The following is a 25,628-nucleotide window of genomic DNA, read 5'->3' as shown; positions in this document are numbered from 1 at the left end:
GCTGTGGCCGTCGGCTCATTTTCAGATCAACGTATCAGCATCAGCCGTTTTTCTGCATACCACCCTTCCGCTACCAGCCGGCAGAAGTAGATTCCGCTGGGCCAACCGGCGCCATCCCAGCGGACCGAATGGCGGCCGGGCTCGAGATGGCGGGCGAGCAGGGTCGCCACCTCCTCGCCACGAAGAGAATAGATCGTGAGACGGACGTTGGCCGGAGCCGGCAATGAAAAATCGATTCGGGTTGCCGAGTTGAAGGGATTGGGATAATTCTGTTCCAGGGTGAAGTTTTGCGGTGGGGCGGCCGGCTTGCCGGAGATCCCGGTGCGGCCGGTCACGCCGGCCGCTTCGGCCGCCGTCGCCAGCATGATCCGCGCGCCGGTCCGGATCATTTCCGTGGACACCTTATCCGCGGTATCGGTCGTCTTGTGATAATAGGGATCGAGTCCGCCCCAGATCTCCTCCGCAGTGCCTTCCGCGATATCGAGGGACCGGTAACCCGCGGCACCAAAGGGGCCGTAGTCGCTGGCGCCGGTCGAGTCAACGATTGCCTGCAAACGCGCGCCGATGCCATAGCGGTGGTTGTAGACCAGCGCTGAATCGACCAGGTCACTGCGGGAAAGATAGCTGGCGACGACCAGCCGCGCGGGATCGCCAGTCAACGGATAGCCGATCATGTCGCCGTTGACCGCCGCGAGGATGGTACGTTCTTCCGCCAGGGCCTGGCGCACATAGTGGGTGCTGCCGTACATCCCCAGCTCTTCGCCCGAGACCAGCAGGAACTTGAGGGTCGCGCCGAAATTGTACTCCCTGCACTGTCGCGCCGCTTCGACCACCGCGCTCGTTCCGGATCCGTTGTCGTTGGCGCCTGGCGAATGGTTCTCGCGGTCATCGCTGTAGGAATCATAGTGAGCCACCAGCACCACCTCCTTCTCCGGAGTGGCTGTGCCCTTGCGGACGGCGAGGATGTTGCGTGAGGTATGAATCATCCCCTCCGGCAAGCGGTTGGTGCGGGAGCCCCACCCGTTTCCCTCCTCCTTGAGCATCAGGACATTTTGTGAACCGCAGGCAACCAGCATTCCATCCTGCAGGCGGATGATCCGGCGCAGATTGGGACCCCACCCCAGATTGAGGAGGGAGAGTTCCTCCCGCCAAGTCCAGCCGCCGTCCTGAGTGGTGATTATTTTCCCATTGTTGGTGACCAGCCGGCCGTGCAACGGATCGGACATATAAAGATCCCGCAGGGTGAGGGATGCCGGCAGATCTGTCTCGATGCGAGCCCAGTGCTCGCCGCCATCGAGGGTGTGGAGCAGCAGGCCGTCCGATCCCGCTGCCCATCCCTCCGATGGCGAGATAAAGAAGAGCGCGTAGATATAGGAGGAACTATCGAGCCGCTGCGATCGCCAGGTCCTGCCGCCATCCTCCGAAAAGAGGAGCGTTCCGGAGGCGCCGCAGCACCAGACATGGGCTTCGTCGAGGACCCTCAGTCGCATCAGGCTGGCGCTGGTGCCGGAGGGGACCGGATTCCAGAACGTGTTCTCTTTCTCTTTGCGGAAGAGGATGCCGTTCCAGCCGCAAGCGAGAACCGCGCCCGAGGGCAGGAGCGCAATGTCATAAAACGTCGAGGCTCCGGCCGCGGCAGTGGGGCTCCAGGTCAAGCCGCCATCGCGGGTGTGCAGCAAAGCCGCGGCCGTGCCGCAGACCCAAGCCTCTGAATCGGAGAGCAGGGTGATGCCCTGCAGCGAGACTCCATCGATCCGGGACAGCAATTTCCAGGTGGTTCCATGGTCACTACTGCGAACGATATTTCCGCCGGTATCGACTGCCCAAAGGGCGCCGGCGGAGTCAGCCGCCAGAGCGGTGAAGGTGTTGATCCCGGTAGCGTACCAGTCGGACTCGGGCTCATACCCCATTGCACGAAAGCGGCCGATGAGGTACGCCGCAGCCTGGTCGCGCTGCGGCGTATACTCATAGCGGGTGCCAAAATCCTGGAGGTCGCGGATGGTCTGCAGCAGCGAATCGCCGGAAACGCCATCCACCAACGCCTGAATAAAAGAAGTGGTGCCGGCTGGCCGGAGGGTCAGCGGGACTTCGAGCCGTGTCGGGGCCGGCCGAGACGGCCAAACCTCAGCGGGCCGCTGCGGCTGGGCCAGAGTGGGGCCCGCTGAAATCAATACCAGGAGGATTGTGTACCATCTGCGCTTCATGACCGCCTCCAACATCCGCCAGGGCCCCTCTCCCTTTACGGCTTCCGCTTCTGCACCTCGAGGTTGCCCTGCAAGGCCTTCTTAAAAAACTCACCGCCATTGGTGAGATCGTAATTCCAGCTCTTGAGCAGGGAAGGGCCCCATTCGGGATCGAAAACCCAGACCACCCAGCTCATCCCCTTGCCCTCCAGATAGCCGAGAATCTCGTTGCCGTAGTGGGAGGGATTATCGCCCGGCATGCGGGGATTTTCAAAATAGCCAAATTCGGTAGCAACCACCGGATACTGGCCGGCGGCGAAACCGAAATCCTCTTCCCACTTCGGTGTCCACGGCTCGGATCTTTTGAAGGGATAGGGATGGGTGGTATAGCCGATATTCTCCGCCGCAATCGGTTCCTCGCGCAGTGGGGTCAAGTCATACGCCCAGTCAAAGCCGCTGACCAGGGGGATCCCCTCGCGGTCGTGGGCACGGATGATGGTGATCATCGTCTCGACCAGTTTTCTCCAGTCGGCCCATGAGCAGGGGCCCAATTGCCCGCGATAAGTGGTGGGCTCATTGAAAAGTTCGTAAAAGGCCACGGTATTGTTGCCGGCGAAGTGGCGGGAGATCGTGCGCCAGAATTCATAGGTCTCCGCCTTGGTGGTGATGTACATCGGGTCCTGAAAGACCTCGGTCTGTAGATTGCCGATGGAGTGCCAGTCGATCATCACATACATCCCCAGATCGGTGCACCACTCCACTGCCTGATCGAGCAGTTGGAGATACTTTTCCGGTGTGCGTTCGCGCCAGGCGACCGGGTGGACCGGGATGCGGACAACGTTGGGCCCCATTTCCTTCACCTTCTCAAAATGGGCCTTGTTCCAGCGGCCCTGACGCTCGATCTTGTCCGGATCGGAAATGGCCATGCCGCGGAACAGGACCGTTTGGCCCTGGGGGTCAACGAAATGATTGCCCCGTACCTGGATGCGCGGCAGCACCTTCAGCTTGGGATTGATCTTGGGCGGCTGGAATGGAGCATCCTGGTACCAGGGACGGCGCTCCTGGGCCTGCAGCAAAACAGCAAATAAAAGGGTGACGAGGATCAGGATAAAATGTTTTAGGCTTCTCATCGGCTTGGCTCCATGGTAGGGGTTCGTTTATAAAAAATAGCCAATCGGGGAATAGAAAACAAGCCATTTCGGCCCTGTTCCGGTAAAATGACTTGACCGCTTGGCGCAAGACCGCTATATTTCAAGTGAAGCCCGCATGGACAGCAAAACAGATAAACTCGGCGTCGAGCAAGCGGCTGCTGGTTATGGACTGGAAGGAGTATCATGGGTATTCTCATCGACTACAGGGGTGTGCTGGGGCGGACGGCCCTTTTACTGATCCTATGCTGTGCGGCCGCGAGCGACGCCGCCGGCCTCTGCATCAACGAATTCATGGCCACCAATGTGCTGGCCTGGAGCAATGCCGACGGCGCCTATGAGGACTGGATCGAGATCTATAATCCCGACAGCACGCCCGTCGATCTCGCCGGCTATTACCTCAGTGATCGACTGCAGTCGGCCGCACCGTGGCGGATCCCCACCGGCCAGCCCGCCCGGACGGTGCTTCCCGCCGGCGGTTTCCGGCTCTTTTATGCCGACGGCAGGCCGGAACTCGGCGCCGATCACCTGGGTTTTAAACTGGACAAGGAGGGGGAACAGATCATCCTGCTGAAACCTGACGGCGTGAAACTCGCCGACAGCGTCTCCTATCCCGTCCAGTTCCGCGACATCTCATTCAGCCGTTCTCCCGATGGGAGCGCCGCCTGGGTCTACACGCCGAATTATACGCCTGGGACCGCCAATCGGACCGGTTATGCGCTCTATGCGCTGCCGCCGGCCGCCGCGCCGGAAGCCGGCTTTTACCCGGGCAGTCTGAGCATCACCCTGAATCCGGCCCGAGCCGGCGACCGCATCCACTACACCCTGGACGGCAGCGAGCCCTCGGAGCGCTCAGCCCTCTATGCCCAACCCTTCACCGTTACCCAGACCGCGATCCTGCGGGCGCGGACCGTCAATCCCGGCCAACTGCCCAGCACGATCGCCAGCCGCACCTTTTTTATCGGCAGGGAGCACGCGCTGCCGGTGCTCGCCCTGATGACCGATCCCGCCAACCTCTACGATCCCGCCACGGGCATCTACGTCAACGACTTTGACGGCCGCGCGTGGGAACGCTTCGCCGAGCTGGAGTTCTTCCAGGGAGAAGCTCTGCAGGTACATCAAGAGTGTGGCATCCGCATTCAGGGCAATACCGGTCCGAAGGATTACCGGAAAAAGTCCTTCAGAGCGTATTTCCGTCCGGGCTACGGCAGGGCCGCCCTGGCTTATCCCCTTTTCCCACGCGACTCTGTGCAGGCATTCACCCGCCTTGTGCTCCGTTCCGGTTATGACGACAGCCTCGAACCCACCACCGAGGGGGATAACGCCGGCGGCACCCTGCTGCGCGATCCCCTGGTGACCGAACTGTGGCGCCGTACTGGCTGCCTCACCCCGCTGGACCGCTTTGCCGTCCTCTACCTCAACACCGGATTTCATGGGATCTATGATCTAAAGCAGAGCATCGACGAGACCTTTGTGATGGATCATCTGGGCTGGAACGACGTCGATCTGATGCGCACCCGCTGGGACTCCACCGAATTGGTCTACGGTTCGCGGGAGGAATGGCGCAAGCTGGTCGCTTTTTTCGAAAAGAATACCTTCGAGAGCGACGCCAGGGTGGCCGAGGCCGCCAGCCTCCTGGACCTGGATAATTTTTTCACCCTGCAAGGCCTCGTCCACGGGGCTGAATATAAAAGCTGGGGCTACGGTGTCTTTATGTTCCGCAATAAAACGCCGGGTGCGGTCTGGCAATGGACCATCTGGGATGCCGACCGCGCTTGGACCGAGCTTAACTGGAACGGTTTCACCAGTCCCTATGGGCCCCTGGGCATTCAGTTCGATAACCTGATCACCAAAAAGCTCCTGCAAAATCAGGCCCTCAAGATACGCTACATCACCCGTCTCTGCGACCTCCTCAACACCGTGTTTGTCCCCGAGACTGTAAATGGAATCATTGACTCCATGGCTGCGGAGATCGCCCCCGAGATTCCGGCGGAGGTCGCCAAATGGAACAACACCGTGGCTAAATGGGAGGCGAATGTCGCTGCGATGAAGGATTTCGCGAACCGGCGCCCCGCCATCGTTCGCCAGCAGATGCAGGCCTATTTCAAACTGGCCGGGCCCGCCGCTCTGACCGTTGCCGTCGAGGCCGGTCGCGGCCGCATCCGCGTCAATTCGGTCACGATAAACCACTTCCCATGGTCAGGCAACTATTTCATCAACCTCCCGGTTACCGTGACCGCCCTCGCGGCACCGGGTTTCCGCTTCGCCGGCTGGTCGGATCCTGCCCTGCCGCAGCAGGAGAGCATCACCCTGACCCTGAACGGCGACCGGGCTGTGGCGGCGCGCTTTGTCCCGCTCGGTGCGGTCAACGCCGAGCTGATCGCTCCGGCCCGCATCCCCTCCGGACAGATCCTCCCGGTCGTCGTGCGCATCCGCGATGAGAAGTGGGGGATCGATCCCGTCGAACAGACTCCGATCCGGCTCGGATTCAGCGGCATCCGCAGCGACACGACGATCCAGATCAAGCGCGGCGCCGGAACGGCGCGGGTGCGCATCGGCGGCAGCAGCGGTTTCATCCTCACCGCGGGAAACGATCACCTCCCGGAAGCTCAGAAGCCGATGCAGATTTCGGCCAACCCGGTCCAGCGCCTTTCCGGCACGCTGCCCCCTGGCGAAATCCTCTGGGATAACAGCGCCGACCGCCTCATCACCGGCGATCTGACCGTCCCTGCCGGCTGCCGCCTGGTAATCAAGCCGGGCACCTGGGTCCTGCTGCAAAAATACCGGAATATCTATGTACAGGGCGAGGTGACTGTAGAGGGAACCATGGAGGACCCCGTGGTCATCACCTCCGAGAAATGGGACGAACCCTGGGGCGGCATGGAGTTCACCAAGGGCAAAGCCCGATTCGCCTGGTGCTTTGTCCTAAATGGCGGCGGCGATGCCTCCAAAGGGTACCCGACCAACGACGGCTGGCATACCGGTCATCAGCATCTCTTTTTCGGCAAGGATAACACCGAGTTCACCTTCGACAACTGTTTCTTCCTCTACTCTCCAGGCAAGGTGTTCGGCGCGCAGGAGAGCAAGGTGACCGTCACCCGATCGGTCTCCGCCTTTGTCTGGCTCGGCGGCGAGTTCCATCACACCCTGCTCTTTTATAAGGACAGTCATCTCCTCAATCTGCCGAATGACGACCATATCTTCACTGAGGACATCGATACCGACGGTTTTCACATCGATTATCTCCACCCCGACTATCCCCAATATTCGGTGATCGACCGCTGCTGGTTCGTCACCGGCAAGGATGACGCCATCGATCACCACGGCGCACGCCTGCGCATCACCAATTGCTGGCTCGAGGATTTCATCCATGAGGGCGTTGCCGCATCCGGCGGCGACACCGTGCGGATTTTCAACACGGTCGCCCTGCACAACGATCAGGGTTTCGAGGCCGGCTGGACCGACTCCGGCATCAGCAAGGGGCCGTTCGTATTCGTCGATCACTGCGCCGCCGTCGGCAATAACGTCGGCTTACGCATCGGCGACAGCTACACCTGGACCTACAAGGATTTCATGCAGGTCACCAACTCCGTGCTATATGACAATCGGGATAACATCTGGAATTACCTCCTCAGCACCAAGGCCCCGCTGGCCGGGGCGCTGGAGATCTCGTATTCGATGACCAACGACGCTGAATATGATGCCTCGGCGGGGTGCATCACCGGCATCCCGCAGTTCGATTCTTTCTATTACCTGCTGCCCGGCTCGCCCGGGAGCGGCATGGGCACCGGCGGCAGCGCCATGGGGCGGGCGGATTCGACCGTGTTGACCACAGGTCCGGTGGTCATCAACGAAATCATGCACAAGGCGCCGGCCGATAGAAACTCCGGAGACTGGATCGAGTTGTACAATCCCCAGCCCCTGCCGCAGGATATCTCGGGATGGCGCCTGAGTGATGACAATTTGTCGCACCGATTTCGTATACCGGATGGCAGCGTCATTCCGGCGCTGGGCTACTGGCTGCTGTGCGCGGATACCACCGCGTTTAAAAAATATCATCCCGGGGTGCAGCATTACTGCGGCAACGTCGGATTTGGATTGGGCAGTAACGACCAGGTGCGCTTGTACACCGCCTGGGGCGGACGCGTTGACAGCGTCGCCTATGCCAGCACCGCTCCCTGGCCGGGGCAGACCGATGGGGATGGCTACAGTCTCGAGCTGATCGATCCGGCTGGGAATCACAGTTGGGCTGCAAACTGGGCCCGCTCGGCTTCCTACGGCGGTTCGCCGGGGCGGGCGAACCGCACAACGGGGTTGGGCACCACTCCGGAGATGGCGACGCCGCTGCAGCTGGCGCTCAGTCAGAATTATCCCAACCCCTTCAATGCGGTGACGCAGATCGTTTACACGATTCCACAGCCCGGCCGGGTTGATCTGGCTGTCTACAATCTCCGCGGCCAGCGGGTACGCGAGGTGGTTCGCGAGATGATTCCGCAAGCCGGAGAGTACAGGACGGTTTTTGATGCCGCCGGTCTGGCCAGCGGGCTCTACTTCTACCGGCTCGAATTCAGCGGCAGTGCCGGCTTTCGGCAAACGTTGACGCGCAAGTTGGTGCTGATGAAATAACAGGAGAAAATCGTCGTGCAGGATATCATCCGGCGCATCCGCGCCGAGCTGGAACAGGCTGCCAACGAGGAGACCCGGCGCAGCGGTGAACGGTTTTTCAGGGAGGCCGTGCGGCTCCATGGTGTCAAATCCGCCCTGGTGGAACGGATCGCCAAAGAACACTATCAGGAAATCCGGCATCTGAGCAAGAGCGAGATCTGGCCGCTCTGCGAGGCACTCTGGCAGGAAGGTCACCTCGAAGAGACCTTCATCGCCTGCAACTGGTCTTATGCCTTGCATAAAACCTATGAGCCCGAGGATTTTGCCCTATTTACGCGCTGGGTGGAGCGCTATGTTAATAATTGGGCCTCGTGCGATACCCTGTGCAATCATACCATCGGCACCTTCATCGAACGCTTTCCAGAATATCTGGGGCAGCTGAAACACTGGGCGGGCTCTGCCAACCTGTGGATGCGCCGCGCTGCAGCGGTGTCGCTGATCATTCCCGCGCGGCGGGGAAAATTTCTCGCAGATATTTTTACGATCGCCGACCTGCTGCTGCTCGACAAGGAGGATCTGGTGCAGAAGGGTTACGGCTGGATGCTCAAGGCCGCCAGCCAGGCTCATCAACCGGAGGTTTTTCAATTCGTCCTTGATCGCCGGGCGGTCATGCCGCGAACCGCTCTGCGCTATGCCATCGAAAAAATGCCACAGGAGCTGCGGCGAAAGGCCATGGCCCGGTCGCTTTAGGCTCTAAATAAAGCAAAGCACGTTAACGAGGTTCATCCGACATGAAAATTCCGCTGTATCAGGTCGACGCCTTTTCCTCGGCCGTTTTTTCCGGCAATCCTGCGGCCGTCTGCCTCCTCAACGAATGGCTCGAGGATGCTTTATTGCAAGCGATCGCCGCGGAGAACAACCTCTCCGAAACCGCTTTTCTCGTGCCGGATGGCGAAGGGTGCGAGATCCGCTGGTTCACACCCGTGACCGAAGTGGCCCTCTGCGGCCATGCGACCCTGGCGAGCGCTTACGTCCAGCTCGTCCTGCGTGGCTGGCCGGAGGAGACGATCCGCTTCAAAACCCGGAAAAGTGGATCCCTGCTCATCTCCCGGCGGAACGATCTGCTGGAAATGGACTTTCCGGCGCGCCCCCCTAGGGCCCAGGCCACACCCGCCGGGCTCGACACCCTTTTAGGCGTCGAGCCGCTCCAGGTCTTCTCCTCGGCGGAGGATCTGCTGGTTCTGGTGCGCGACGAACAATGTGTTCTCACAGCCCGTCCCGATTTTACGGCGCTGGCGGAGGCGGAGCCTCACGGCATCATCATCACCGCCCGCGGCAGCCGCAGCGATTTCGTCTCGCGCTTTTTCGCCCCGGCGCTGGGCGTGCCGGAGGACCCGGTAACCGGCTCCGCCCACTGCGTCCTGACGCCCTACTGGGCGGAAATCCTCGGTAAAAAAGAACTGCACGCCCTGCAGATCTCCAAACGAGGCGGTGAACTTTGGTGCCGGGATGCAGGCGATCGCGTCCGGATTTCCGGAAGAGCGGCGCTTTTCCTGGAAGGTTTTATCACGATTTGAACCGCAGGACTGGGCGGGCCGGCTGCCGGTTTTGTTACTATTCACGTCCTGATGACGTATACACAAGGTGCATTCAGGGTATGACAGCATCTGTTCGTGCGTTTTTTACAGAGAACGACCATGACGGCTGAATCCAGGTTGGTTAGAAGACTGGTTCTGGCGGGTGGCTTCGCGCTTATTAGCATCCTGTGCACTGCTGCGCCTCTCTCGGCCGTCGAACCCGGACCAAAGTTGAGCTTTTCGCACTACTCCCTCGATGAAGGGCTCTCACAGAGCATCGTCTTCGCCATCCACAAGGACCGGCGCGGATTCATGTGGTTCGGCACCGAATCGGGGTTGAACCGGTTCGACGGCTACCACTTTACGACCTTCTACAACCTCGCCTTCGACTCCACCTCCATTTCCGCCAATAACATCACTTCGATCTGTGAGGATGATTCCGGCTACATCTGGATCGGAACCGCCGGCGGCGGATTGAACCGCTATGACTGGCGGACGGAGCGATTCAGCCATTTCCGCAGCCATACCGCCGACTCGTCCAGCCTCGGCAACGATACGGTGGGCGCGGTCTTTATCGACCAGCACCGCACCTTATGGGCCTTGACCGCCGCCGGCGGCTTGGACCGTTTCGATACCGCTCGCGGCTGTTTCGTTCGCTACCGACATGATCCCCGCAAATCCACGGGGCTGGATGACAACAGGATCCTCAGCCTGTACTTTTCGCCGCAGGACGACCGTCTCTGGATCGGCACCGCGGCCGGACTCAACTATTATACCCCCCGGACGGGTGCCATAGAGCGCTTTACGTCGGCAGCCGGCCCGGCGCCCTGGCGGGCTGTCAGTAACCTCGGCGGGACCCGCAGCGAGCCGGGAATTTTGTGGATTTCCACCGGCCTGCACAACAATTCCGCAGCAAGCCGCGGCCTTTTCCGGCTGGATACCCGCTCGGGGCAGATTACGCCCTTCAGACATCGTCCTGGGGATCCCCGCAGCCTGCCGACTGACGCCATCTATGGTACCTCCGAAGATTCCAGGGGTTCCTTCTGGCTACTGAGCGACCGCGGGCTCATCCGCATGGATCGGCAGAGCGGCCGCTGGCAGCAGTTCCTCATCGATCCGGCGCAGCCCGCCTCCCCCCGGAATTTTATTCGCGCCCTCCATGAAACCGGCTCCGGCTTGATGCTCCTGGTGAATGAGGCCACCGATGGCCTGTGGGCCTTTGATGCCGCCACCAGGCACTTTACCCACTATCAGCACGACGACGCCGATCCCGGCAGCCTGAGCAATAATGATATCCTGTCAGCTTACGAGGATACTACCGGGGTGCTCTGGCTTGGCAGCAACACCGGCGGACTCAACAAGCTCGAATTTTACGCCCGAAAATTCAATCACTTCACAGCGAAATCCGGCGATGACAACAGCCTGGGTTTCCCGCTGGTACGGGCGATCTGTCAGGACCATGAGGGCTTCCTCTGGGTGGGTTGTTCCCGCGCCGGTCTGCACCGCTATTCCCGCAACCGGCAGCAGGTACGGCATTACAGGTTCGGCGCCTCAGATTCCTCCCGTCTCGGCAACGATAACGTTTGGGCGCTCTGTGAAGACCACCAAGGGGCCCTCTGGGTGGGCACATACGGCGGTGGGCTGAGCCGGCTGGACCGGTCACGCCGCCATTTTGAATGTTTTCGTTCCCAGGCTGGGGACAGCACAACCCTCAGCGATGATCTGGTTCGCGCCATTTTCGAGGACTCGCGGCACCGGCTCTGGATCGGAACCGAAACGGGTGGCCTCAACCGATATGACCGCGAACGCAACGCCTTCATACGGGTCAAAGGGCGTTCGAATGATAATGGCAGCGGCTCGGTGCGCACCATGGCCGAGGATGCGGACGGCCGCCTCTGGCTTGGCACCTTCGGCGGCGGACTCGAGCATTGGGATCCCGGCACAGGCGAACGCCAAATCTATCGCAACAATCCCCTGGATTCCACCTCACTATGCAGCAACTATATTCAGTCGATTGCGATTGACCCGGCAGGGATGGTCTGGATCGGCAGCTTTGGCGGCGGACTGGACCAGTTCGATCCGGTCCGAGAGCGTTTTGTCCATTTCACCACCCAAAACAGTGAGCTGGCGGACAATGCGATCTATGCGGTGCTTTGTGATGCGGCGGGGACGATCTGGTGCAGCAGCAACCGGGGTCTCTCAAACTATAACCCAAAGACCCAAACCTTTCACAATTATGATGTCTATCACGGCCTGCAGAGCAAGGAGTTCAACGGTCAGGCCGGTTTCCGGGGGCAGAACGGTGAGCTCTTTTTTGGCGGCATCAACGGCTTCAATGCTTTCTTTCCCGATCAGGTGCGCAACAATCCCTATCCGCCCCAGGTCGTTCTCACCGGTCTGCAAATCTTCGGTTCACCCGTGCCCATCGCGCCCAACTCGCTGCTCCCCCGGCATATCTCGGCACTGCAGCAGATCGATCTCTCGCACAAAAAGAATGACCTGACCTTCGAGTTCGTCGCCCTGCACTACAGTCAGCCGCAGGAAAACGGCTATGCCTATATCCTGGAAAATTATGATGAACGCTGGCGCAACGCCGGGAGCCAGCGCTCGGCAACCTACACCAACCTGAGTCCTGGACGCTACCGGTTTCGTGTCATCGCCCGCAATAGCGACGGGGTTTGGAACAAGGAGGGCGCCAGCATCGCTGTAATCATCCATCCACCCTGGTGGAAGACGCCACTCGCCTATGTGGTGTTTACCACCCTCCTCGCTGGCGCGGCCCTTTCTCTCAACCGCTTCCAGCACGCCCGTGTGGTCAAGCGGGAGCAGGAAAAGGCGCAGGTCCTCCATGCGGAACTGCGCGCTCAGGCCGCCGAAGCCCAGGCCCGGGCGGTGCAGGCTGAGAGCGAGCGCCAGCACCACGAACTCGAGGAGGCGCGGCGCCTGCAGCTTTCCATGCTTCCGAAGCAGGTGCCGGAGGTACCCGGCCTGGAGATCGCTGTCCATATGGAGACCGCCACCGAGGTCGGTGGCGATTATTACGATTTCCGGCTGACACCCGACGGCGTCCTAACCGTCGCCATCGGCGACGCCACCGGACACGGGCTGAAAGCCGGGACGATGGTCTCGGTGCTCAAGGGGCTCTTCACCGCCTATGGGGCCAACGGCCAGATCGGCGATTTTTTCGAAATCTGCACCCGGACCATCCGCCAGATGCATCTCGGCAACCTCTATATGGCCCTGATCCTCGCCAAGATCAAGGGATCGCATATCAGTCTCTCATCGGCCGGTATGCCCCCCGCCTATCTCTATCATCATGCTGCCGGAGCGGTCGAGGAGATCACCCTCAAAGGCATGCCGCTGGGCGCCTTTGCCGATTACCCCTACCAGCAGGTTGAAAAAACCCTTGAACCAGGGGATAGCCTGCTGCTGCTCAGCGATGGCCTCGCGGAGATCTTTGACGATCACAATGAGATCGTTGATTACCCGCGCGTCAAAAATGCTTTCGAACAGGTGGGGAATCTCGCGCCCGCCGCCATCATCCGCAACCTGCAGGCCACGGCGCTAAGCTGGCGCAACGGCCGGGAGCTGCACGACGACATTACGCTGGTCGTGCTGAAGAGGCGGAGTGAGCACCGCGCCTGAGCCGGAGCCTCATCGGACCGCGCCGCTGCGCCCGCCCACGGCATCGACCTGGCCGGCATCCGGCTCCCACAGCAGCAGAGCGACGCCGCCGGGATTTTCGCGGGTGGTCGTCACGCGATGGCCGCGCTGTTCGAGATCATCAATCACCTCCAGCGGCAAGGTATCCGGCAGATGCAAATCCGCCAACCGCGGCGGGTCCTGGCCAAAGGAGCCGATGAAATGGTTAGTGGAGAAGCGCCGCGCCGACCAGGCCGCTTCGGCATGCATGCCGAACTCGATGACGTTGAGCAGGATCTGCAGCGCCGCCTGGTCCTGCATGTCGCCGCCGGCGACGCTGATCGCCAGCGCCGGACGCCCGTTGCGCAGCACCAGGGTGGGCGTCAGGGTGATTCGGGGCCGTTTGCCCGGCTCGATACGGTTGGGATGATCCGGCCAGGTATTGAAGATCACCAGGCGGGTACCGTGGGTTATGCCGGTGGCCCCTCCGGTGCCAGCTCGGCTACCCAGACCGCTCGGCGTACAGACCGCAACATTGCCCCAGCGGTCGGAGACCGCGCAGATGGTGGTCCCGCCCATGGCCGGAAAGACACGGCCGCCCTCGGGACGCAAGGCGCGCATGCCGTAGGGATCTCCGGGGCGCAGGATCGCTGAGGCTTTACCGGGATCGATCAGCGGCCGGCGCAGCGCCGTATAGCTATCCGATAACAATTCCCCGAGCGGCACCCGGACATATTCCGGATCCCCATAATATTCGTCGCGGTCGGCCAGGGCCAGTTTCATTGCCTCGGCGACCGTGTGGATATAATCCGGGGAATTATGCCCCATTCCCTTGAGATCGTACCCCTCCAGCAGCCGCAGCGCCTGCAGCACCCACGGCCCCTGGGTCCACGGCCCGCACTTGCAGATGGTGTAGCCCTTATAGTGCAGGGTGACCGGCGCTTCAACGCGGGTGATATGGGCCGCGAGATCGGCGCGGCGCAAAAAACCGCCCTCCTGAATATACCATTTTTCGAGATCCTCGGCGATGTCACCGCGGTAAAAGCGGTCGGCCACCGCTTGGAGCTTTTCCTCCCGCGCGCCTCGGCTGCGCTTTTCCGCCTCGTTCAGCTTGCGCAGGGTCACCGCCAGATCGGCATACCAGTCTCGGCCGGTATGGATGGTGTCGCCATCGGAGGTGTCGCGATACCACTCCGGCCCGCCCGCATCGAGTAGCGCCAGGGTGGGCGCCGCGGTCTGCGAAAAGGAGCGTGTGCCGAAGCGTTTCAACGCAGTCACGCAGAGATCGACCACTGCTGGCACCGCGGCGGATCGGATATCATTGCCGGGGATGCCATTTTTGTAGTACCAGGCGATGGCCGCCGAGTCGAGCGGCGCGCCGCCCTGGCCGTTGAGCACCGTCACCCTGCCGCTAGCCGCTTCGTAATAGATCAGCGGCACCTCGCCGCCGATACAAAAGGCGCCGATTGTCTTGACGCTCAGCGCCAGGAGGGTGGCAACGGCCGCATCGGCGGCATTGCCGCCCGCTTCCAGTATCTGCAGACCGGCGCGGGTGGCCTGCTCATTGCCGGAGGAGACCACCCCCCTGCTCCCCGCAGCCCGGCGCGTCAGCGCCTGCTCCGACTGAGTGCAGGAATAAGCCAGCATGCAGCAGAACACCCCCGCCAGAACCTTGCCGATGTCTGCCCTCAATTGATCACCACCACATCATAGACCTCCAGCGTGCCGAGGGTGAACTCCACAATACTCCCCTTTCCAGCCGCCTGGACAGGGAGGGCGCCCTCGCGATCCGGAGAGACACAATAGATCTTTTTCCGGTCGATCTTTTTAGCGAAGCCCGAAAGATCGAGCCGGACGTGAACATTCTGCAGCGGCTTGTCATAGTTGACCAAATGGAGGATAAACCGATTCGTACCGTTCTTGCGCACCAGATTGGTCGCGACGTAAGGCGCATCGGTCAGGGTGACGAGTGGATCGCCCTCGAGCTGCTGCAGCTGTTTGGCAAGTTCTGTACGGGCATCCTCCTTGCCAAGCCTGCCGAAAAGATCCGGATGAGAATAGCAGTCCGCCAGCTCGCGCATCTCGGGGGCGCTGCCGATGGTATAGACCCTGCCGCCGCCCTGTTTGTAGCTCCGGATCGCCGCCAGCTGGCTTTCCTCCATCCAGGTGATATTGGGAATGATGACCGCCTTGTAGGGAGTCAACATGGCGGGTGTAAGGCGGTGCAGCAGCAGAACGTCATACATGATGTTCATCTCGACCAGTGCGTTGTAGAGGCTTGCACGGGTGAGGGAGACCTCGAAGCTGGGAATGTGCGGTGGGGCAACAATCCCGAGTTTGCTGACGCACGAGACAGTGGTGTAAAGCTCCTGGTGATCGGCCAAAAAGGACATGTAGCGGCTGATCTGGCCCCAAACCTCCATGGCAAGGGGATTGTCCTTGTTCACCCAGCCGCTGAGCATTTTGTCGCCCGCTTCGGCGATGGCAAAATGGGACTGGAAGGCGGAGGCCTCGGCGATGGGCTTGCGCCAGCCCATCTTCATCCCCTCGCGCACATCGCGCGCCCCGGGATTGGGCACCCCGGGATCGGCGCCCTCATACTTGCTCTCATAGGGCTTGACGCCATCGCCGGAGGCATAATAAAAGCGCGCCTGGGCGGCATTATGCACCCACTCCCCGTCCCAGACCCCCGCTTCGGTGGTCCCTTCGCTCTTGGTTTCGTCGCAGACCTCATCGGCGAGGACGTTGCCCTTGCAGTTGCCGAAAATGGAGATATTGATGCCCTTCTCTTTCGCCAGCTGGCGCACCTCGGCGAAGAACTCGAGCACATCACCGGTGCCGCCGATGGCCCAGTCATAGTAGAGCTCATCGGCCCCGGCATCCATCTGCACAGCAGCATGCTTGAGCAGAGCGTTCTTGCGATAATCCGCATTCTGCAGGTCAGCGGCGTAATTGCCACCTTTTTCGCCGCGCCAGCGCAGCGCGCCATACTCATCCCGGCTGATCCATTTTTCCAGCCCGGGATTCATGAGGACATCGCGGTAGCTGATGCTGCCAAGCGAGTTGAAGGCCGTTACCTTGATGTTGTTAGCGTGGCAGCGGCCGATGAAGGCCTTGACTCGCTGATACTCAGCGCTGGTAACGTCGGCCGGTATGTTCACCGCGGCATCGTTGACCCGTGCCTCGCGAAACATCTCGAACATGCGGTCGAGGTGGTCCCAGTCAATCCCGGCCCGGTAAAAAATGACCTTGCCGCGCCGCCGCCATTCCGGGATCTCCTTCTCGAGCCGTTTTTTCTCGCCATTGTAGCGGTAAACATAATCGAAATCTCCGACTGAAGAGGGTTTGCCACGCGCCAGGATGTGGTAGGTCTGTCCGGCGATCAGCGGCGCCACCACATCTACCGCTTCGATGCGCGCGTCGATGACCTCATACCCGTCCCGGCCCTCACCCTTGAAAAAGGTGACATCGTTAAGTCCGATCTTGAGCAGCCCGGGGTCGAGGGGGATTACCACCTTGCCGATGATGTCATCGCCGCTGCTGAAGGAGTACCACCCCTCCTTGCCCTCGGCGTTTTTCTCGCTCTTGTCCGATTGCGGTTGTGCCGCGCCGAGCAATGCCGGGAGCGGGTAAATCTTGCCGTTGACGTCGACCGTGCCCTCCGCCTCTTCGAGGCCACTGGCGAGCAAGACCAGCCCGGGCCGCTGCATTCGGGTGAGATCGTCGATCTTGACCACATAGCCATGGACCCGGTCGCTACGGCCGGAAAGATGATAGGCATAGGAAGGCGGCACTGTGACCGCCTGATACGCGACCGGGCCAGGACCCTGGGCGGCCGCCAGGGCGACGGTCAATAGACAAAAAAGAAGAGTCCGATAGTTCATGCAATCCTCCTGGGTGTCAATTCAGTTCCACCACCGCCAGACCGTATACCTGAATTTCGGGCACGGTGAAGGTGATCAGACGCGGATTATCCGGATCTTCCTTGAATGCGAGCGGCTGGCGTTCTGTCAGCGCGCCGGAACAGGTCACCCGCACCGCCCGTTTTCCCGGCGGCAGCAGTAGTTGTACACCGACCTTGGTGGCCGGAGTGATGTGGCCATCAACGGTCACATCGTAATTGACCAAGTGGAGCAGCATGTGACTCTGTTTCTCCGGCAGCATCGTGGTGATCTCGACCAGGGGGGACGGCGTGGTCAGGCAGCTCATCCGGTTATTCAGCAGGTTTCTGACCCGCTCGGCTGCGGCGGTCAACTGCGGCAGGAGCGCCGCATTGAAACGACCGCGGGTATAGGCCTCGGGAATATCGGCGAAAAGATCGGCCATTGAAGGGCCGAAGGTGGTGAATTCGGATTTCTCTTTGGCCGGCACCAGATAGCGGTCCGCCGGAATCGGCAGCGGCAGATAGGCCAGCGCGCCCTTGCCCACCTTCTTCTCGCGGTACGTCGCTGGCCAGGATTTTTGTTTGAGCGCTTGGAGAAAACGGTTCTGCGTTTGTTCCAGTCCGAATTCATCCTTGCGACCGCTCTCGCCCAATACGAGAACTTTGCCGCCCGCCCTGGCGAATGCGACCAACGCGTGTTGTTTTTCCAGGCTCAGCAGGGGCAGATAGGGTACGACAACGAGATCGTAACGCTTGAGCGTTCCGTCCATGAGATCCTTTTCGACAATGAGATCATGGGCGATGCCCTGGTCCGCCAGAAGGCGGGAGGTGACGAAGGCAAAGGAGAGCTCGTCGGCGAGGTACTGGTTGAGCGAGGCGAGGATGGCGACAGGACTGCGCAGTTGGCAGGTGAGCAGCAGCGGTTCATTATCCGCAAGGAAGGCGTAGGTGCGTGTGGCCCCCTCGGGGGTGAGCCGCTTTTCACGGAAAATACAGTGATTGGCGACGGCCTCGGCGATATTGATCTGGGCCATGGCGCTCAGGGCCTCGTCGGTGGGATTGGGAAAGATCGGCGGGGTGATCTCGGTGGCATAAATGATCACCGGTTTGCCGTGTGAGGCGGCGGCGAGGAATTTGAGGGCCGGGCTGTTGCTGACCTTGACGCCCTGCTCGTTTTTGCGCGGGGCACTGTCGAGATACTCCTGTATTTCGGAATAGAGGAAGGTGTCGGTCTCGCCGAGCATTTCGAAATTGCCCGCAGCATCGTAGGCGATCGGGCCATATCCGAAGCCGCCATAAACATTGCCGGCGATCTGGAAATGGGGATTGACCTGCCGCGCCGCTTCGAGCAACTGCGCATGAAAGCGGGAAACCGATTCGCCACGGAACCGCAGCCATTCCATCCAAAAGGGCTCGCCGCGCTTTTTCGGCAGGGTGATGCGCTCATAGGCGTCGGTGCCGTACTTGGCCCGCGCGACGGCGGCCGGCAGGTTCGCTTTCAGCCAGGTGATGAAAGCCTTGTGGGTCCAGTCGCAGTAGCAGGTGCCGCCGGCGATCTGAGTCCAGTCGACGTAGGAGCCGTCGATGCCGGTCTCCGCCTGGGCGCGCACCCGTCCCTTCATCATTTGCACATACCAGGGATTGTCCGGGCACCCCCAGGTCTCAAATCCCGGGGTGACCTTGGCGCCATAGGGGGCATAGCGGTAAAAAGGGAAATCCCCATCCGGCTGTACCGTGATCCAGGTCATCGGATTATCCTGCTGCGGCGGTTTGAGACCCAGATAATCGGCATAGTCGTCCCACGCATCGTTGTAGAATTTGAGCAGATGAATCTGCTCCTTCTGCGGTTTGTCCTCCGCCGTGGCGGTCGTGCCGTTCAGCGAGGTAGAGAGGTAACGCAGTACGATGTAGCCGAGGTCGTGGTATTTTTGATTGAACGCCTTGGCCTCGGTCATCTTTTGATCGAACTCGGCGCGGCTGACAGTCTCAAAATTTGGGGCACCGCTGCCGAAAGTGATCGTCATATGGTTCTTCTTGAGGAAATCGAGATCCGCTTTTTGACCGAGACGCCAATGACCCCAATCCATCAGCGGGATGAAGGGCGCGGCGGTTTGGGCTGCAGCCATCGCTGTCAGCGTGCAGATCAGGATCAGAATAGCCAGATTCTTTTTCATGAATACGCCTCCGTACCAATCGTATTAAAATTCCATCCGCAGTTCGGCATCCCCGACCAGTTTGCCCAGCTCGATCCGTATCAACCCATCATTCACCTTCCAGACCATCGGCCGGCCGGCGGCGGAGATGGTCTTAGGGGTTGCTGCAGCACGCAAAACGATCAGGTTATCCTCGAGCGCATTGGCTTGGAGGACCAGGCTCACGCCGTGCTGCTCCTTGCGGATGGCCGTGATGGGCAAGGTGGCGCGGGTGACCGCCTGCAGCGGCTCCGGCAGCCGTGCCAGAACGACCCGGCGATCGGAAGTGGCATGACCGCTCAGGCGGCTTTCCTGGACCAGCTCGCGCATCTGAGCATCGGCGTTTAGCAGCGCCCAGCCCGAGGGCGCGGCGAAGCGGAACCGGGTGCGGTTGCGGGTTTTTACCGTCAGGATTAATTCGTCGCCCGCCGGCCGGCAAGCGGCCATTTGCGAGATCCAGGCGAGATGCGGCCGGACTGCCGGCCGGTCGCCCAACCGGATCTCGAAGGTATGCCGGCCCTTGTCCAGCGCCGGCAGGATGACCAGATGATCGTCGAAGGCCGGATGCGGTTTGTTATCGAGCAGAACCTCCTGGATGCACTGCCCCGAATTCTCGATGGCGATGCCCATGCCATTGCTGAAGCGGGGCATGGTGTCGAGGTTAACCCGGGTGAGATCGAGCGTCAGGAAGAGTTTGTCTTTCTCCGCCCGCCAGCTGTAATCCCACTGCGCCATTAGCCGCAGCTTGTGGCCCAATTCGATGGGGCCGGGCGCATAGATCTCCTTGATGGCGAATTTACGGCGAATGGCGTCGTACATGGCGAGGTTGTTGCTGTTGACGATCCGGCTCTTGCCATACTGCGGCTGCGAGGTGATGGAATAATCGTGCCACATTTGATTGTAGATGACGCCGCGGCCGATGCGTTCGAAGAGATGGTCAAAGATCGCCTCCTGGTAGGCGGTGATCTGCTGGGTGGTGTAGCTCCAGGTCGGATCGTAGAACCACTGGTAATCGGGCGAAGGGGTATCCTCTAGCAGCGCCAGATTCTTGTGACCGCCGGTATACCAGGTGAAATTGCCGAACCCCAGAGGCATGTCCTGCTCGAAGCCGTGGGTCATGTAAAAGACCATCCGACTGGCGATCTGTTCATAATCCTTCATTTGGATGGTATTGCCGGGGTTGATCATGCACTCCACCTTGCCGATGGGGTAGCCATAGTCCGCGGTATTGAACTCGATTTCGCGGATGGAGCCGTCGAGTTCATCGCGCCAGCGTTCCTCTGTCATGGCTTCGTCGATGCGGTGGAATCGGCTGTGGGTGCCGATCTCGCCCCCCGCTTCTTCCAGCTTTTTGCCGTAGGGCGCCAGGTCTTGCCACCCGGCCTTGGTCGCCTGGCTCGAGACCCAGGCGTAGAGCGGAACGACGCCGCTCTCCCGGGCGATGTCGATGAGATAATTGATCGTCGTGATCTGCTCGCTGAGGTTGCCGCTGCCGTCGGCATCGAGACGGATGATGGCGGTAACCGGGGCATTGGAGATCTGCGGCACGGGGAAGGGCATCGCGGTCTCGCCGTATAGCGTCCAGTGAATGGCCCGGATCATGGCGTTGAACAGCTCATTGCGATAAAAGACTTGCGGCTGGACGTTGCGGAAAAAGGAGGCGGCGCCGGCCCAAGTCGAAAAATCGCTGACGAACACCAGCCGGCTCTTGCCGCGCGCGAGCACCGAAAGAAAGGGATAGCTCCGTTTCTCATCGCCGCTCATCAGCAAGGGCTGGCCGCCGCCGAGGATGTTGAGTCCGCCCGTGAGGTGCTGGGTGAGGAATTGTTCCGGCGCGAAAGGGCGGGTGATGTAATGATCGGCTGCGGCGACGCGGATGCGGCACATCTCGTCACCGCGGAAGCCGTCGTAGCGCACGCCGATCAGGCTGTCGAGCGCTTCATGAACGCGCGGCTGGGCTTTTTCGTCATAGATCGCCAGGGGTCCGTCGATGATGAGGTGGCCGCCGCGACCGAGGTGTTTTTTCAGCGTCGCGACGGTCTCGCCATAGGCCGCTTCGGTCGCGTAACTACACTGGGCGAGGATCAGGGTATGGTGGCGGCTGAGATCCGCTGCCGCGAGATCCTCCAGGAAAAAGCAGTCATAGGGGATGCCCGCTAGGTTGGCAGCGGCACCCCAGCCATGCGCCGCCATCTGCGTCACCCCCCACTTTTGGTCAAAACTGGCCCGGCTGATGACGATGGCCAGACGCGGATTTTCGAAGGCCGGCAGGGTGCCGGCCAAAGCGAGTAGAAAGAGGATGATTTTCTTCATAAGGCCTTTCTCTTATTCAACCCAAAGAATCGCGCCGCGCTGGAACTCGGGCAGGGTGCAGGTGAGGGTTCCGTGGTCCGCCTGTGCCGGGAGGGTCTGGATCTCGCCGAGGAAGGGCAGGAAGCGGACCTGACTACCGCCGGCGGCCGGCATGACCACGCGGGCGCCGCGAACCGGCTGCTGATTGACATTTTTACCCCCCACGAGTCCGGCAAAGTTGGCGAGGAAGAGATGCAATCGTCCGTCCACGCGGGCAATCTGTGCCACCACCTGAGGCGAGGCCTCGAGGCGGATCGCCGGCTCATAGCCCAGGGCGCCCAGCCGCTGCTGAAAATCTGCGAACAGGCGTTGCAGCGGCGTTCCGGCGGTTTCGATGGAGGCGAGGCCCTCCGTGCGGGCCAGCTTGAGATAGGCTTTGCCGGGGCATTCGGGCAGGTGGATGGCGCTGGTGCCTCTGCCGATCCCGAGCGTCTGGTGCAGGAGATTGGTGGTCAATTTTTGCCGGCTGCGGTCCCAGGCGCCGCTTTCGCCGGTGATCACGATCTTGCAGCCGCGGCCGACTATTTTTTTGAGTTGAGCCAGCTCCTCGGCTGTGAGGATCCGGACATCCGGGAGGAGAAGCACCTCGCCGGTAAAACCGGACAGGGTCCGCGGAGTGACCACTTCAACCTCGGCATGGGCGTTCAATAACAGATGGAACAGCCCATGGTAGGAGGCAATGAACTCATCGGCAAAATAGTTGCGGGTCAGCGGTGAAAAATAGAGGCCGACCGGCCTGATCGGCTGACGGGGATGATAGAGGGTCTTCTCGTTGGCGCCAATCCACTTGAAAATCTCCGTCCGTGCGGCAAAATCGTTCGAGCCGGACATGACGTGACCCTCGGCGTCCCAAAAGTTGGCTCCCGCCATCACCTGCGACAGCGCCAGGTTCTGCATGGCGTCGCGCGGGCTGATCCCTTCGTTCTGGTCCCAGGAGTAGCTGAGCATCCAGGTCGCCTTGCCTTCTGCAAAGGCCCGGAAGGTGAACATCCCCTCCATATAGGTGAACCAGTCGAGGGGATCCCGTTCGGCGGCGGTATAGCCGCCGGCGCTGTATTCGTGGGCGATGGCATCCATCTTGACATACATTTCGTAGACGTCGCTGCCGACCCGCACCGCCTCCTCGCCGATCCCCGGATAAATCTCCGGAATGGTCATGCAGGCCGGATTGACCGACCTGGCGTTGTCACTGATCTCGGCCATGAAATCGGTGAGGGTCTGGATGCGAAAGTCCACCCATTGTAGAAAACCCGGATCGCTGAAATCACCAAGTCTGATCTGAGTCTTGGCATCCAGTCCGGTCTTCTCCCTGAAGGCCGCAACGGTATAGTCGTCGAAACTCGCCCAGCTCTCCTCCCAGCCCTCGAAATGGGTCATCCAGTAGGGAATATCCACATAAATTCCGTCGATGCCGGTGGCCGCGATCTGGCGCACCCGCTCCATATAAATCTTGCGCCACTCCTTCGCGTAGGGACTGATCCAGACATCCTCATCCCCCTCACTGATCCAGAAGGCCGTGCCGCCGCCGAAGACGGCCGGCTCGCCCGTGAGCTTGCGCTGCACCCAGTCGGGGTGATCCTTGAAGAAGGAATGTGGCGTCTTGTCCGCGTTGGCGGTGATGCATTCGGTGCCGGCAATGTAGACAAAGGCGTAGTTGCCAATGCGATGGGCTTCCTCGGCCATCTTCTTGATCGCCGCGAGTTTTTCAGCGGGATCGAGAAAGCTCTCGTAGCGGCCGGTGATGTCGTTATCGGTTTCGATGCCGAAAACACCGGTTTCCTGCACGCTTTGGATAATACGGGGGATCCGCTCCATGCTCAGGCCGTGGCCGCCGATGCGCACAAAGTGGGTCCAGTTCTGTTTCGGTGCGGCCGGCTGCTTCGGCGCCTGCTTACCGCAGCCGAGCAATGAAAGGCCAACAATCAAGCTTACGATCCAGGGTTTCATGATTACACCTCTCTTTTCAGGTCAGTCCGGCGTCGCCATGAGCAACAGATGTTTCTTAAAATCGACCTTGATGCGGGCCTTGGGGCCGCGGACGTTGCCGAAAGAGGTGCCGTCGACGTAATCCTTGACCTGGTAGGATTTCGCTTCCAGGCCGCGCAGTTCCACCTCACCGGCGTAGGCGTCGGCATAAAAGGCATAGTACATCCGGCCCTCCCTGGCAATCGCATGCGTTTCAGGCCGGTCGAAGCCCAGGTCGTACAGCTCGCCGCGGTAAGTGCCCTTGCTGAGCATATGCTCCAGATAGATCCGGGTCCATTTCGCCCATTCCTGTTCCCGCGCCGGAGTCAGGTCATTTTTATGACGCCGGGCCGCTCCCTCAGGCCAGGTGAATTTGGTACCGATCACCGCGCCTACACCGACCTGGGAGGCAAAGTCGTCGCCGCCGTCGGTGAGTTCAACGTGATCGCCGTAATAGGCCGCTTCCGCTCCCATCAGTGCCTTGAGGGTTTTTCCCTTGAGGCGGGTTTGCCATGAGCTGGTGGGATCGGAGGCCACCGACTGGTTCATATAGGGCATGGTGAAAAAAGAATAGGAGGTGCCACAGGGGCAAATCTCAACCACCGCTTCAGGATAAATGCTCAGTGCGGTCTCATAAATCATCTTGAAAAATTCGGGAAGCTTTTCGCACGACTCTTCCGGATAGGCATGATGGTGGGCTGGATTGTAGCAGGGCGGCACGCCGTTGAGATGCTGGCCATCGATCTTCAAGCCCTGATAGCCCCATTTTTGCATAATCTGCACCACCTGGTTGCGGGTGAATTCCACCACCGGCGTGTAAGCGGGACAGAGATAATACGAGTCCCACCAACTGATATCCTGTTTGGAGCCGTCCTTGTTGAGCAGCAGGTACTCCGGGTGGCTATTAATCAGGTCGGTCCCGGGATCGACCGCCAGAGGGCACCACCAGAGCTGCGGTTTGAGTCCGCCCCCCTTGATGCGATCGACAAAGGCGATCATATCCGCGTCACCATGGGGGAACTTGTCCTTGGTCAGGTACCAGTCCCCTTCGGCGGTCTGCCAGCCATCGTCCAGCACCGCCCACTGAAAGCCGAGTTCTTTGGCTTTGGGCAGCGTATTGACCACCTGGTCCATAGTGAACTTGCGTTCGTACCCCCAGGCGCACCACTGTGGTTCATAGGCGGTATCCGGGTATTTATTGGCCGGAATGCCGCGGCGGATCATCATCTCACGGTAAGTAGCCAGCGTATGGAAGCAGTCGCCATGATGAACCATGACAAAGGTCGTGAAGGTAGAGAGGCTCTCGCCCGGCTTAAGGGGCTTTTCCACCTTATACCGGATACTCAGGCCGGCAGCCAGGCTGTCCGGCATCTGGATCGGCAGCGAGACCAATTTGGGAACCCGTTCGAGATGGCCGATGCCGATGCCCAGGTCCGGCCGCCAGATATCGGCGACGGGCGTGCCGCCACCATAATCGGAGGCATTCATGCCGAGGTAATTCTCCTGGCTGAATCCGGACTTGAGCGGCAGAAACCAGTCTGGACGGGATTCGTAGGTGGCCGGCTCATAGCTCCAGAAGGGAGCCTGCCCGCTCACCGCCGGCCCCGCCTTGATGGTGTAGTGGTGGTTGGCCCAGCTGTCAATCTGGACCGGGTTGGCGCCGGTGTTGGTATAGGTCACCTGCACCACCGCAGCATCGGGAAAAGGATCGTAGAGGGTGACAGTGAGTTCCTTTTGCAGCCCAGGCGCCTGGCCGATTAAGGTGTGCTGCTTCCCTTCGCCCAGGCCATCGCGGACCGTTTTGACCTTATGGGACTTCAATTCGAAATCCGTTACGGCCACACCGTCGACCACCGGGTACTCGGATGCAGAAAGGTCGCCGATAGCGGTGGAGCCGCCGGTAAGTGCGACCACCTGGCTGTGAAGAAGATGATCGTAGCGGATCTGGATGTTCTTGTGGGTGACGGTTACATTCTCCGGCGTGCCCGCGCACGCTAAGACGACCGCGGCGATGATGGCAAGAACAAGGATGAAGTTAACTCTGGAATCCTGCATGGTACTACCTCCGGGAGTTGCGGTTG

General features: G+C 60.6%; 12 protein-coding genes. 4 read left to right on the top strand and 8 right to left on the bottom strand.

Features of this window, described 5'->3' with window-relative positions:
* Positions 1-26 precede the first annotated feature (26 nt).
* Both PLH32_03900 and PLH32_03895 read right to left on the bottom strand, forming a co-directional pair.
* Positions 27-2,204, bottom strand: a complete 2,178-nt coding sequence (locus PLH32_03900) for a M28 family peptidase (GenBank protein HQJ63734.1) — start codon at positions 2,202-2,204, stop codon at positions 27-29.
* Between the two features lie 35 nt (positions 2,205-2,239).
* Positions 2,240-3,313, bottom strand: a complete 1,074-nt coding sequence (locus PLH32_03895) for a cellulase family glycosylhydrolase (protein HQJ63733.1) — start codon at positions 3,311-3,313, stop codon at positions 2,240-2,242.
* Positions 3,314-3,517: 204 nt separating this feature from the next.
* Between PLH32_03895 and PLH32_03890 the strand changes: the two genes are divergently transcribed.
* The 4 genes from PLH32_03890 (at position 3,518) to PLH32_03875 (ending at position 13,158) form a co-directional block, all read left to right on the top strand.
* Positions 3,518-7,957: a CotH kinase family protein gene (locus PLH32_03890; protein HQJ63732.1), complete on the top strand. Its 4,440-nt coding sequence runs from the start codon at positions 3,518-3,520 to the stop codon at positions 7,955-7,957.
* Between the two features lie 15 nt (positions 7,958-7,972).
* Positions 7,973-8,686: a DNA alkylation repair protein gene (locus PLH32_03885; protein ID HQJ63731.1), complete on the top strand. Its 714-nt coding sequence runs from the start codon at positions 7,973-7,975 to the stop codon at positions 8,684-8,686.
* Between the two features lie 41 nt (positions 8,687-8,727).
* Positions 8,728-9,513 (top strand): PhzF family phenazine biosynthesis protein, encoded by a 786-nt coding sequence (locus PLH32_03880; GenBank protein ID HQJ63730.1) that lies wholly within the window; start codon positions 8,728-8,730, stop codon positions 9,511-9,513.
* A 120-nt stretch (positions 9,514-9,633) separates the two neighbouring features.
* Positions 9,634-13,158 (top strand): two-component regulator propeller domain-containing protein, encoded by a 3,525-nt coding sequence (locus PLH32_03875; protein HQJ63729.1) that lies wholly within the window; start codon positions 9,634-9,636, stop codon positions 13,156-13,158.
* A gap of 9 nt (positions 13,159-13,167) precedes the next feature.
* Here PLH32_03875 and PLH32_03870 read toward each other — a convergent pair whose 3' ends face one another.
* The 6 genes from PLH32_03870 to PLH32_03845 are packed head-to-tail and all read right to left on the bottom strand — an operon-like array spanning position 13,168 to position 25,602.
* Positions 13,168-14,847: a gamma-glutamyltransferase gene (locus PLH32_03870; GenBank protein HQJ63728.1), complete on the bottom strand. Its 1,680-nt coding sequence runs from the start codon at positions 14,845-14,847 to the stop codon at positions 13,168-13,170.
* A complete protein-coding gene (locus PLH32_03865) occupies positions 14,844-17,039 on the bottom strand; it encodes a hypothetical protein (GenBank protein HQJ63727.1) in 2,196 nt (731 codons plus the stop codon). The genes PLH32_03870 and PLH32_03865 overlap by 4 nt, the downstream gene beginning before the upstream one ends.
* 16 nt (positions 17,040-17,055) lie before the next feature.
* Positions 17,056-19,212: a beta-galactosidase trimerization domain-containing protein gene (locus tag PLH32_03860; protein ID HQJ63726.1), complete on the bottom strand. Its 2,157-nt coding sequence runs from the start codon at positions 19,210-19,212 to the stop codon at positions 17,056-17,058.
* A gap of 24 nt (positions 19,213-19,236) precedes the next feature.
* Positions 19,237-21,543: a hypothetical protein gene (locus tag PLH32_03855; protein ID HQJ63725.1), complete on the bottom strand. Its 2,307-nt coding sequence runs from the start codon at positions 21,541-21,543 to the stop codon at positions 19,237-19,239.
* Positions 21,544-21,555: 12 nt separating this feature from the next.
* Complete coding sequence (locus PLH32_03850) at positions 21,556-23,529, bottom strand: hypothetical protein (protein ID HQJ63724.1); 1,974 nt, start codon at positions 23,527-23,529, stop codon at positions 21,556-21,558.
* A gap of 21 nt (positions 23,530-23,550) precedes the next feature.
* The gene (locus tag PLH32_03845; GenBank protein HQJ63723.1) at positions 23,551-25,602 is read right to left on the bottom strand and encodes an alpha-galactosidase; all 2,052 of its coding nucleotides are present in this window, start codon (positions 25,600-25,602) and stop codon (positions 23,551-23,553) included.
* Between the last annotated feature and the right edge of the window lie 26 nt (positions 25,603-25,628).

The sequence above is a fragment of the bacterium genome, assembly GCA_035419245.1.
In the GTDB taxonomy this organism is placed as follows: domain Bacteria; phylum Zhuqueibacterota; class Zhuqueibacteria; order Residuimicrobiales; family Residuimicrobiaceae; genus JAKPUX01.
This window is presented reverse-complemented; position numbering and strand designations above follow the sequence as displayed.

Excerpts from the sequence above, each read along its gene's own strand:
- PLH32_03900 (HQJ63734.1), bottom strand. The coding sequence starts at position 2,204 with ATGAAGCGCAGATGGTACACAATCCTCCTGGTATTGATTTCAGCGGGC.
- PLH32_03895 (HQJ63733.1), bottom strand. The coding sequence starts at position 3,313 with ATGAGAAGCCTAAAACATTTTATCCTGATCCTCGTCACCCTTTTATTT.
- PLH32_03890 (HQJ63732.1), top strand. The coding sequence starts at position 3,518 with ATGGGTATTCTCATCGACTACAGGGGTGTGCTGGGGCGGACGGCCCTT.
- PLH32_03880 (HQJ63730.1), top strand. The coding sequence starts at position 8,728 with ATGAAAATTCCGCTGTATCAGGTCGACGCCTTTTCCTCGGCCGTTTTT.
- PLH32_03875 (HQJ63729.1), top strand. The coding sequence starts at position 9,634 with ATGACGGCTGAATCCAGGTTGGTTAGAAGACTGGTTCTGGCGGGTGGC.
- PLH32_03865 (HQJ63727.1), bottom strand. The coding sequence starts at position 17,039 with ATGAACTATCGGACTCTTCTTTTTTGTCTATTGACCGTCGCCCTGGCG.
- PLH32_03860 (HQJ63726.1), bottom strand. The coding sequence starts at position 19,212 with ATGAAAAAGAATCTGGCTATTCTGATCCTGATCTGCACGCTGACAGCG.
- PLH32_03855 (HQJ63725.1), bottom strand. The coding sequence starts at position 21,543 with ATGAAGAAAATCATCCTCTTTCTACTCGCTTTGGCCGGCACCCTGCCG.
- PLH32_03850 (HQJ63724.1), bottom strand. The coding sequence starts at position 23,529 with ATGAAACCCTGGATCGTAAGCTTGATTGTTGGCCTTTCATTGCTCGGC.
- PLH32_03845 (HQJ63723.1), bottom strand. The coding sequence starts at position 25,602 with ATGCAGGATTCCAGAGTTAACTTCATCCTTGTTCTTGCCATCATCGCC.